The following is an 11,558-nucleotide window of genomic DNA, read 5'->3' on the forward strand; positions in this document are numbered from 1 at the left end:
TAAAGTATTGAACGAGATCATTTCGTGAACTGTTCCATTTTTTTGATGTTTTCCTCATAGGCTTTTTGCTGATAAGCCAATACCTTGTCATAGCCTGCTTTTTTGCGGTCTTCCAAAAAGCGGGCAAACAGCTGATCGAACTCCTCATCCGAGGAAGCCAGCAACAGCTTCGGTAATGCCTTGCCCCAAATTTTGTCTATCTGGCCTGACGCAATGCCTTCTGCCGAGGTTCCGGTCGGTTTGATATTTTCATATTGGGAGAAGCTGTGGGTCTTGCCTTTCGTCCAATCTTCCGGCTGCTTATACGGCTCGACGCTGGGCGGCGCCCACTGCAAACTCATATTTGTATCCATCAGCATCCAGAAGGTGGAGGAGGCGCCATACTTTTTGTCAAAAGCAGAGCGATCCTTGTTCAGCAGCTCCAGTACCTCTGGCTTGAAGGCTGGCTTACCGTTAACTGTGTCCCACAACTTTCCCTGCTCTCCCAGATACAGATCACGGTTCCCTTCCTCACTAATCAGATAAGTCAGAAATTCAATAGCCCGCTCCTTGTCTTTCACATCCTTCGAAATAAGTGTCACTGTCCATCCGGAAATGCCTGGCCCGGCCAGCGTCGGCGGGTCCAGCTTACTGTTGGAAGGTCCATCCACTGCAATGTAGACGGAGTTAGGATCTTTCGCATGCAATGTCACCTGTTGTGTAGCAAAATCAGACCGCTGATATAGCATGGCAAAATACCGTCCCTGTGCCACCTTTTCTTCCATTTGCGGACGTTTGTCGATAAATACGTCCTTGGCGATCAGGCCCTGCTCATTGGCTTGGCGGAATGTTTTGAGCCAGCGAATGTACTCTTCGTCCGAACGACGGTCATACAGTTTTCCGCCCTTCTCGTGAGGAATGGCAAGAAAGTTAAGTAAATAGTCTTCAAAAGAATAATTTCCGTTATCCGTAAATTCGTGGAACCCTATCGGGATCAGCGGCTGACCGTTCACCTCCGGAAATTTCTCTTTCGCCTTTTGAAGCGCTTTCAAAAATCCTTCCGGTGTTCTCATATCCGGCTTGCCAATCGCCTCGTACATATCCTTACGAACCATAAACGTTTGATTGGAGACAAAATTTTGGCCGTATTTTTGGTAATCCTGCGGTGAAGAGGACGCGTTAGGATACCCATATACATTTCCGTCTGTTTGACGATACCATGACATTTTAGCTGGGTCTGCCACTTTAATCAGATATGGATCATATTTCTCGGCCAACTTGTTAAGTGGGAGCACCATCTTGCCCTCGATCATTTTTTTGATTGCATCTTCTCCCCAACTGAGCGTGACAAAATCAGGCAGTTTGCCCGAGGCGAGCATGGTATTCAGTTTTTCATTTTCATTTCCTGCGGGTACGATAAAATTAACACTGACTCCAGTCTTTTGCGTCACATACTTCGAAGTCATATCCGTCCCCCACTTGTTCGGGAACCAGGAAAAATTCAAATACCAGTCAAACGTTATCGGCTCTGTATCCGCCTTCCAGCCCGGCGCATCTGCCGTAGCCTTTGTCTTCTCATCTTTCAATTCCGTGGCAGCGCCATTGCCACCGGACGTACATCCCACGAGCGGTCCTACCAGCAGAACAACAGCCAACAGCCCCTTTTGCCATTTACGAATGTTCATCATAAATCTCCCCCTTAGATGATGTGCTAGCCCTTAACCGAGCCAATCATTAGCCCTTTGACAAAATATTTTTGCAGGAATGGGTATACCAGCACAATCGGCAAAGTCGTTATGACCATCGTCGCCAGCTTGATCGATTGTGAAGTAACGGACTGGGCGACAATCCCGGGTGCGGCAGACATCATTTGATTAGAGCTGGATTGGGCAACAACCCGGTACAAATACGTCTGAATCGGCTGAAGATCCGTATTATTGATATAGATCATTCCTGTAAAATAATCGTTCCACTGGTACACCCCATGAAACAAGGCAATTGTCGCTACTACTGGCATGGATACAGGAAGCACAATCCGGCAAAAGATGCCGAAATCGTTGGCTCCGTCTATTTTCGCCGCTTCCTCCAGTGCATCCGGCAGTTCCCGAAAAAAAGCCATAAAAATAATAAGGTCGAAAAAGCTGAACATCGCAGGAATAATGTACACCCAAAAGCTGTCCAGTAGCCCGAGATCACGAATCAGCAAATACGTTGGAATCAAACCCCCACCAAAAAACAGGGTAATGGTGCCGATCAGCATATACAGCTTGCGCCCGATCAGCTCTCTACGAGAATATGCATATGCAATCATGGCAGTAAAAAACACATGCACAATCGTGCCGATTAGCGTCTTGGCGACCGTTACTCCCATCGCAGTCATAATGCCGCTGTTGGCAAATACAGCCTGATAGCTGCTGAGACTAAAGAGTCTCGGCCACCAGTAAATGCCGCCTCGCATTGCGTCTGCCCCTTCGTTAAAGGAGTTCACCAGCACATACCACACGGGATATAACGTTACAAAACAAATGACCAGCATAAAAACGTTGTTAAATAAATCGAATATCGCTTCGCCTGCTGTTCTGCGTCGCAATAGCTGCATACATCCGTCCTCCTTCAAAATAGAGAGGTATTATTCATCCGTTTGGTTACAGAATTGGCTATCAGCAGCAAAATGAGAGCAAGAACCGATTTCAGCAATCCTACCGCAGTAGAATACGAAAAACGTCCCTGCTGAATGCCCACCTGATATACATAAATGTCAACTACATTACTTGCACTCTCATTCAGCGAGTTACGCAGGACAAGAATTTGATCAAAGTTGGAGTTCAATATGCCGCTAACCGCTAAAATAAACAAAATGGATATTGTGCCCTTGATCGCAGGAAGTGTGACATACCACATTTTCTGAAACCGTCCTGCTCCATCAATGGTGGCCGCTTCGTACATGTCCGTAGATACGCCCGCCATTGCTGCCAAATAGATAATGGCTGACCATCCAAGCTCCTTCCAAATATCCGAACTGACGACGATAGTCCAAAAATAGCCCGGCTCCGCTAAATAACTAATCGGCTGGTCGATCCAGCCCCAAGCTAGTAACAGTTGATTGATCAATCCGGTATCTGCTAGCCACGTGGTTAAAATCCCGCCAAGAATGACCCATGATAGAAAGTGAGGAAGATACGAAATGGTCTGAATGGATTTTTTGAACCGCGTAGACCGGATTTCATTCAGAAACAGAGCAAATACAATAGGTAACGGGAACCCGATCGCCAGCTTAAGCAGGCTAATGCCCAGTGTATTTTTGACAATATACCAGAAGTTATCATCCTCCAAGAAGGCGCGAAAATGCTCTAACCCCGCCCATGGTGCGCTTGATATAGTACCAATAATGTCAAAATGTTTGAAAGCAATCAAAATGCCGTACATCGGAATGTAATGAAAAATAATCATCCATACCACTCCAAGTAGTGCCATGGTCTGCAAATGTTTTTGCCCCCCCCATCTGCGGGCTAGTGACGTCCATCTCCCCGATCGAACCGATGGCTGTGGTTGTGGTTGTGGTTGTGGATTTTTCCATCCTGTACTCATACAGAAGACCTCCCTTCTCTATAATGTAAGCACTTACATTTATTATTTTAGGGGCTTTTGCTTCTAATGAGTAGTACTTGATTTTTTGATTTTGGTGTCTAAAGTTCAGGTGGAGATAGGACAATACGTAAAAAGTTCCTTCCAGACTTTGGATTTTCTATATCTATTAATTTACAAAAAAGGCTATCAGATGGTACGATAAGACTATATGGAATTCCAATCATTACCTATGACCTAGATCAGGAGGACTAAGAATGGAAGAATTGGTTCGTTCGATTCAGAAACAGGTTCGGATAAAAAGGTTTGCCTGCTGGGCAGGACTCATCATGTTTGGCCTGTGTACTTTAGTTGGCATTGCAGCTGAGGAATGGTTTATGGCGCTCCTGGGACTCGCAATGACAGTCTTATCAATCTATGGATTAACCATGATGCGTGGTATGACGAAGTTTAATAAAGAATATCAACCGGGAAAGGGATACGGTTATTATCGCCGTACTGCACAGCAAAAGCTGCGTTATTTGACTTGGGGACAATGGATACTCGGCGCCTTTATCGTCCTGATGTTCTTTGTATATCACGTCCGTCTTAGTGCTTTTCTTATAGCTATCTTGGGGATCTTGACCATTCAGTTCAGTATCAAAAAACGAATTAAAAATCATCAGGAGCCTAACGTCACAGAGTTGGATGAGTTTGTACGAATGGGGATTGTTTCTCCGCATGAACAGACTATTGGAGTGTATAAAGATTTCCTGCACCTTAGCCATACGTTTCAGGGCAACCAAATTGTTATCGTTACAGACAAACGGCTGATATCTGTGTTTGTAGAGGAACAAGGACGTGCGCTGAAAACGGAAATGCTGCTATCGAGTATAAACAAAATACGTGCAATCGGTACGGGTTTTCAGGGTCAAGGTTTATTGCTGTCTGTAAGCAACCGTGACCATAACGAGCTTCACATTCATATGGTCGGGAAAAGTATTTACTTTTCGCCAGAGCAATTCGTGGGCTCCTTGCTACGGGCACTGGACGCAGCGTTAAAGATTGGATCATACAGTACGGAAGAAACATTCCCCGTTTACCAACAGACAAGGATTTCATTGCATCCATTAGAACAAAGTTTGTTGCACAAGCCTACCACTGCCTAAATATTCCTCGCAAAAAAAACCAATAGCAAGCAAGCCCTGATCTTAATGAGCTTACTTGCTATTGGGTTAATTAAAACAACTAATTTTCTACCATTTTCCCTTATTAATGATTGGCTCCATGATAAAACACAGTGATGAGATCATGACTAGTAACAAACACCAGCAAACTAAACAGACTGAGCGATAGCGGCCGTGAAATCAATTTTTTCATCCTTTAACACTCCTTTTAGAATCGTTATATATTGGTCTTGCTGTGTTGCTGTAGCTTGGGATCTGAAAATCTCAAATATAGCAGTACATTTTCTAAACTCATGCTCATGTTCCATACCCAGGGTATCGGACAGCTTGAGAGATTGCAGAATATAGCCCAACGCAACCGTAAACTGTCGCAGCTTTATATAATAAAGAGCCAGCTGATAGCAGAAGCGAAAATAATAGGATACATTCACAGGCTCTTCAAAATATTTGAAATCTTCAATTTGTTCGGCAAATGATTCAAGCACACGCTCTAAAGGATAGTCGTGTCTGGCCGCCCCCTCAACAATGGAAAGAAGCCCCGGTAACAGTTCTTCTGGATTGTCACGAAGAAATTGAACGTATTCCTGCAATACCTCGGAACGACCCGATAAAATATCAAGAGCATATAAATTGGCTCTTGCAGCATGGCGATAATATTCCACTTCTGCTTCTCCATACGGATCGAGACCATTAAACCAGCCCAACTCTGCATATTTTTCAATGCAATCTCGAGCGGCCTCATACTTGCCTTGTTTTTGGAAGGCCATGCCTTTCATAAGATGACTGTAGCCGTAGTAGTAGACTAACGGCCGTTTGGTATGTATGGGTTGTATAGGTTTCTTGCACGCTTTGTAGAGCTGCAACTCCTGATACTTCTGGTTAACATGGGAATACAGCTGGTCGCATAAAGCGATCATATTGGTACCATCCATAAATGAAAAGGACAGCTTAATCATGTTAACAAGTGTGTCTAGATCTGTGATGTCGGAGTGAACAAGATCATCCACCCTCCCCACCTCCTTGTCCGACTTTTGTACTCATCAAACAAAACATGATCTATATTCCAACTAAAAATAACTTAATTACGTATTTATTACGTAATTAAGTTATATCATAAAATCAGACATGTGGCAAGGAAATTATAATATATTCCAATTTTCAAAATGTGGATGCCTATAGAGCATTCATTTGTTCAGTTCCATATGAAGCAAAGGGAATGCCCGGCCTGATCCATCCAGCGCAGATCGTCCTGTTGGTACAAAGCCGTAATGTCTGTAGAAAGCATGCGCCTTCTCGTTTTGCTCATTCACATCCACTTTGAGGTGCGTCCCTTTTATTTTTTCAGCATGCTGGATGAGTCGGCTGCCTGTGCCCTGTCCGTGCCATTCAGGGTCGACAAATAGCATTTCTATTTTCTGCCCGTCCAGCCCGATAAACCCTATCGGCTCCTGAAGTACCGTACACTCCATCCAAACTTCAAGTTCTCTTAAAGCGCCGTTACTTATGATGTGATGGTAAAATTGAATGTCTTCTTCAGACAAAAATGTGTGCGTTTGGCGTACTGCCCGATGCCAAATATCTACGAGTTGATCATGATTTTCTTCCCGATAAGCAATAATTTTATGTTGCACTGTATTTCCCCCTTATGCGAATATCCATATAGCATATTTTGCAGTAAGTTTAACAGCGTATTTAGAAGTATTCAAACACAAAAAAGGAAGCGGATCCATCCGCCTCCTTTAGGTTACAACCCCTTTACAACGTAACGCCATTTTTGAAAATAGCAAGCTCCCTGAAATTGTTTTTCTCATTATTCACCCAGGTTCCGCTGGCTACATCGATAATGTAATCGACAAAGTTGCGTAGCGCCTCTTCCATACTGACATCCTCCACCAGTGAACCAGCGTTATAGTCAATCCAGTAAGGTTTAGCCTTATATAACGGCGAGTTGGTTGACACTTTCATTGTCGGAACGAAGGAGCCAAAAGGCGTGCCACGCCCGGTTGTGAATATGACGAGCTGACAGCCCGCTGCAGCAAGAGCTGAAGAAGCAACCAGATCATTCCCCGGCGCGCTGAGCAGATTAAGTCCCTTGGTCTTGAGACGCTCCCCGTACTGAATGACATCGGTGACCGTGGAAGACCCGGATTTTTGCGTACAGCCCAGTGATTTATCCTCCAGTGTCGTGATGCCCCCTGCTTTATTGCCTGGTGACGGATTTTCGTATACTGGCTGCTTATAATCCAGAAAATATTGTTTAAAATCGTTAATCAAATGTACGATCTTATCAAATACTTGCTCATCGGCAGCGCGTTCCATTAAAATCGTCTCCGCGCCGAACATTTCGGGCACCTCCGTCAGTACGGTCGTTCCACCCTGTGCTGCCATATAATCCGACAGACGCCCAAGCAGTGGATTGGCAGTAATACCCGACAGGCCGTCAGATCCACCGCATTTCAAGCCGATGTTCAGCTCAGACAAAGGTACAGGCTCCCGTCGATCTTCTTGTACGGCCGCAAATATTTCATGGAGCAGCTTTACCCCTTCCTCCACTTCATCCGACACCTCCTGGGAAAGCAAAAACTTCACCCGCTCCGAGTCGTATTCACCGATGGTTTCTTTGAATTCTTTCATTTCATTGTTCTCACAGCCCAAACCAAGTACCAGAACGCCACCCGCGTTTGCGTGTTTCACGGCATCAATCAAAATCGTGCGCGTATGTGCATGGTCGTCGCCCAATTGAGAGCATCCATAGTTATGCTTGAGCACAAGTGCATTTTCAAAAGGTGAGATATCTCCCACTTCCTGCTTAAAACGATTTAAAATGAGTTCGGCAATTCCATTCACACAGCCGACCGTCGGCACAATCCACAACTCATTGCGAATCCCTACACGACCGTCCTTTCGCCGAAATCCTTGGAACGTCCGACTCTCCTGTTCATATATATGAGGAGCTGGCTTAGGCTTGTAAGTATATTCCTCCACACCTGTCAGATTCGTTTTCGTATTATGCGTATGCACATGCTGACCTGCCTGAATGGGCTGAATGGCATGACCGATGGGATATCCGTATTTCAGGACATGCCCACCTTCAGGTATGTCCTGTAGCGCAATTTTGTGCCCACGCGCTACATCCTCGGCCAGCTCCACGCATTGTTCTTTTTGTGCTCCCCATGCCAGCGTTTCTCCCTGCTTGTAATCACGCAAAGCGACAGCCACGTTATCTTGATTATGAATTTGAATGAATTCCAGCATTCCAGTCTCCTCCTTGCTTATGCTCCGGGTACGCTGTTCCCGGTTAGAGAATCGAGCGTCTCCTTCATTCCTCTGCTTGTAATTTCATACACGTGCTGCGCTGTTTGTTCAACCAGCCCTTCGACCTGATTCAGATCTTGCCCCCACCATGTCTGTTTGCTGAGTACCTGCTCAGTCAATCGCTTCGCTCCGGCAAGAGTTCCGTCATACGTACTCCACAGTTCGCCAAATGTGCTCAATACTTCCGCTTCATCTGCCAATGCAATCGACCCGCCATTTCTGTCTCCCCGGTAGAATACGAGTAAGGACGCCAGCGAAAATACGATTTTGGCAGGCAACGCCTTGTGCTGTGCCACATACTGGAGCAAGGATGGCAAGTTCCGTGTCTTGAACTTGGACACCGAATTCAATGCGATGCTCATGACATAATGACTTACATAGGGATTACGGAACCGTTCAATCACATCGTCGGCATATACATTCAATTCCGCTGCTGGCGAGTCCAGTGTCGGAATAATTTCCTCTCGAATCAATGACTGGATATATTCGCCCATAACATCATGCTCGACCGCTTGCCCTACCGTATCCAGGCCATATAAATAGGCTACAGGTGTAAGCGCCGTATGTGCCCCATTCAAAATGCGCACCTTTCGTGTACGATATGGTGCCATATCATCGACAATCAGTACATTCAATCCGGCCAAATAAGCAGGTAATTCTTCTTTAAGCCACTGTGGCCCTTCAATAACCCATAAATGATACTGTTCGCCCACAACAACCAAATCGTCCTTGTAACCCAATTCCGCTTGGATTTCATGAATCCGGTCTTTGGGATAACCAGGTACAATCCGATCCACCAAACTGTTGCAGAACGTATTTGCTTCCTCTATCCATGCAATAAACTCAGCCCCAAGCTCCCATTGGTTCGCATATTTCAGCACGATTTCCTTGAGAGCGTCTCCATTACGGTCGATGAGTTCGCACGGAATAATGACCAGTCCCTTGCTTTGATCGCCCTCAAAAAAATGAAAGCGCTTGTACAGAAAGGCGGTCAGCTTGCCTGGAAAGCTTTTTTGCGGGCGATCTTCCAATTGATCCTCAGGTGCATAAGCGATTCCTGCTTCCGTCGTGTTCGAAACAATAAAGCGCAGTTCTGGCTTTTGGGATAACGCTTCATACTCCAAAAATTCGGGACCGTAAGGATTAATTCCACGGGTGACACACTCCACAACGGTATGCTCCTTCATGGCCTGCCCATCCTTAATTCCTTCAAGGATAACCGTATAAAGACCATCCTGCACGTTAAGTTTCTCCACAAGACCTCCTGGCTGCGGTTGTACAATCACAACCCCTGTATTCCATTCTGCCAGCTTATTCATTTTGTCAAATTGCCAGTCTACAAAAGCACGCAGGAAGTTCCCTTCCCCGAATTGTAGTACCCTCTCGGGATGCGGTTCTGTAACGATAAAGCTTTTTCTGTTTAATTGGTCTAATTCATCTACTTGTTTCATCCGGAGTAGCCTCCCACTAGTACCATAATGATTTCATCGTTATTTTATCATAGTGCACACGTTAACAAAATAGTTTTATCAATATTTTTAGTTTTAAAAAATAATAATGACAATAATATGAACACGTTAACATACACGTTTATATAAAAATCTGCAAGTATATTGTCCTTCATGTGTTGTTTCGCACCTGTTCCAAGGCGGTTAAGGCTAACTATTACCCTCTCCCGAGACCTTGTTCATATATACATTTCAGCAGAATAGACGCAAGAAAGCACGGATAGGATAACACTACTTACTAGGCAGGAGGAGCATCTATGAAGACAATCGCAGATACTATTGTACAAGTTTTGGTCAATGCAGGGGTCAAGCGGATCTATGGCATCGTTGGAGATTCATTAAATAATATGGTTGATTCCATTCGCAGCAATGGTCAAATTGAATGGATTCATGTAAGGCACGAAGAAGTGGCTGCCTTTGCAGCCGGAGCAGATGCTAATCTTAGTGGCAGTATTGCCGTATGTGCCGGTAGTAGCGGCCCCGGAAATCTGCATCTGATTAACGGTTTATATGATTGCCACCGTAATCGGGTGCCTGTACTCGCTATTGCGGCTCATATTCCAAGTGATGAAATCGGAAGTGAATATTTTCAGGCTACGCACCCCGAGCATCTTTTTGGAGAATGCAGTCACTTTTGTGAGGTAATTACGACACCGCGTCAAATTCCAAGAACAGTGACCATGGCTATTCAGGAGGCAGTTTCACGTTCAGGTGTTTCCGTCATTGTTCTTCCCGGTGATGTAGCAGCTTTGGAAGCGGAAAAGGTGCCCACCCCTGAACATGTCTATCACCCCACAGCACCTGTCGTCCATCCGTCCGCTTCTGAAATTTCCCGGCTGGCCGAATATTTGAATAACGGTAAACGAATTACGCTGCTATGTGGCGCTGGATGTGCTCAATCTCACGACTTGCTTATGCAGCTGTGTGACAAGCTAAAATCTCCCTTGGTATCCGCTCTGCGAGGCAAGGAATATCTGGAATATGACAACCCTTATTATGCTGGATTGACGGGACTGATCGGGTATTCTTCCGGGTACCATGCCTTGATGGATTGTGACGTTCTGCTCATGCTTGGAACAGACTTTCCTTATAGACAATTTTATCCTGAAGATGCGATTGTCCTACAGGTAGATATAGAGCCGTCCCATCTCGGCAGACGCACTCCGTTGACGTATGGTTTATGCGGAGATGTAAAAGCAACGTTGGAAATGCTGCTTCCTCATTTAACGTCAGAGCATGATTCCAGGCATTTGGAAAAAACCGTCTCTCATTATGCCAAGGTACGCCAGGAGCTGGACGATCTGGCGGTTGGTAAGCCAGGTCATATGCCGATCCATCCGCAATATCTCGCCAAAGTTATCAGTGATACCGCCGAGGAAAATGCTATTTTCACTTGTGATGTCGGTACTCCCACAGTATGGGCAGCGCGTTATTTACAAATGAACGGTCAGCGCCGACTTCTCGGTTCCTTCAATCATGGTACGATGGCAAATGCACTGCCGCAGGCAATCGGTGCGCAGGCCACTGAGCCTGACCGACAGGTGATTGCCCTCTCAGGCGATGGCGGACTTACGATGCTGATGGGCGACCTGCTCACCCTAAAACAGCATCAACTGCCTGTAAAAGTTATTGTTTTCAACAATGGCGCTCTTGGCTTTGTCGAGTTGGAAATGAAAGCAGCCGGATTTCTGGAAAACGGGACTGAACTGGTTAACCCTGATTTTGGTGCTGTAGCGCAAGCCATGGGACTCAAGGGCATTCGGGTTGAAGATCCTACGATGCTGGAGGATGCCATTCAGCAAGCATTGGCTCATGACGGCCCTGTTGTGGTAGATGTGGTGGTGAACCGTCAGGAGCTGTCCATGCCACCTAAAATTAATCTTAAGCAAGCAGAAGGCTTTACACTGTGGATGATGAAAGCCGTGCTGAACGGACGCGGAGACGAGATTGTTGAACTGGCTAAAACCAATCTCTTTCGTTAAATACATGACGAAGCAGTGCTCAT

General features: G+C 45.6%; 9 protein-coding genes. 2 read left to right on the plus strand and 7 right to left on the minus strand.

Going from position 1 to position 11,558, the window contains the following annotated elements:
• Positions 1–17: 17 nt before the first annotated feature.
• From C0638_RS22470 to C0638_RS22480, 3 genes are read right to left on the minus strand one after another with little or no spacing between them, the layout of a single operon-like run.
• Positions 18–1,664, minus strand: coding sequence for a type 2 periplasmic-binding domain-containing protein (locus C0638_RS22470; protein ID WP_049825505.1), 1,647 nt, complete (start codon positions 1,662–1,664; stop codon positions 18–20).
• Between the two features lie 26 nt (positions 1,665–1,690).
• A complete protein-coding gene (locus C0638_RS22475; protein WP_013370871.1) occupies positions 1,691–2,578 on the minus strand; it encodes a carbohydrate ABC transporter permease in 888 nt (295 codons plus the stop codon).
• Positions 2,579–2,592: 14 nt separating this feature from the next.
• Positions 2,593–3,567 carry an ABC transporter permease gene (locus C0638_RS22480; RefSeq protein WP_058829552.1) on the minus strand — a complete coding sequence of 325 codons (975 nt, stop codon included), beginning with the start codon at positions 3,565–3,567 and terminating at the stop codon, positions 2,593–2,595.
• A gap of 254 nt (positions 3,568–3,821) precedes the next feature.
• Here C0638_RS22480 and C0638_RS22485 point away from each other — a divergent pair, with 254 nt between their 5' ends.
• Positions 3,822–4,712, plus strand: a complete 891-nt coding sequence (locus tag C0638_RS22485; RefSeq protein ID WP_058710474.1) for a hypothetical protein — start codon at positions 3,822–3,824, stop codon at positions 4,710–4,712.
• 167 nt (positions 4,713–4,879) lie between these two features.
• Here the strand turns inward: C0638_RS22485 and C0638_RS22490 are convergent, their stop codons facing one another.
• The 4 genes from C0638_RS22490 to C0638_RS22505 all read right to left on the minus strand — a co-directional run bounded on the left by C0638_RS22490 (position 4,880) and on the right by C0638_RS22505 (position 9,496).
• Complete coding sequence (locus tag C0638_RS22490; RefSeq protein ID WP_058710475.1) at positions 4,880–5,737, minus strand: hypothetical protein; 858 nt, start codon at positions 5,735–5,737, stop codon at positions 4,880–4,882.
• A 177-nt stretch (positions 5,738–5,914) separates the two neighbouring features.
• Complete coding sequence (locus tag C0638_RS22495; protein WP_058710476.1) at positions 5,915–6,361, minus strand: GNAT family N-acetyltransferase; 447 nt, start codon at positions 6,359–6,361, stop codon at positions 5,915–5,917.
• A 124-nt stretch (positions 6,362–6,485) separates the two neighbouring features.
• Positions 6,486–7,985 (minus strand): UxaA family hydrolase, encoded by a 1,500-nt coding sequence (locus tag C0638_RS22500; RefSeq protein ID WP_058710477.1) that lies wholly within the window; start codon positions 7,983–7,985, stop codon positions 6,486–6,488.
• A 17-nt stretch (positions 7,986–8,002) separates the two neighbouring features.
• Positions 8,003–9,496 carry a tagaturonate reductase gene (locus C0638_RS22505; RefSeq protein WP_058710478.1) on the minus strand — a complete coding sequence of 498 codons (1,494 nt, stop codon included), beginning with the start codon at positions 9,494–9,496 and terminating at the stop codon, positions 8,003–8,005.
• A 314-nt stretch (positions 9,497–9,810) separates the two neighbouring features.
• Here C0638_RS22505 and poxB point away from each other — a divergent pair, with 314 nt between their 5' ends.
• The gene (poxB, locus tag C0638_RS22510; RefSeq protein ID WP_058710479.1) at positions 9,811–11,535 is read left to right on the plus strand and encodes a ubiquinone-dependent pyruvate dehydrogenase; all 1,725 of its coding nucleotides are present in this window, start codon (positions 9,811–9,813) and stop codon (positions 11,533–11,535) included.
• Positions 11,536–11,558: the final 23 nt, after the last annotated feature.

The sequence above is a fragment of the Paenibacillus sp. lzh-N1 genome (assembly GCF_002872435.1).
GTDB classification, from domain to species: Bacteria; Bacillota; Bacilli; order Paenibacillales; family Paenibacillaceae; genus Paenibacillus; species Paenibacillus polymyxa_C.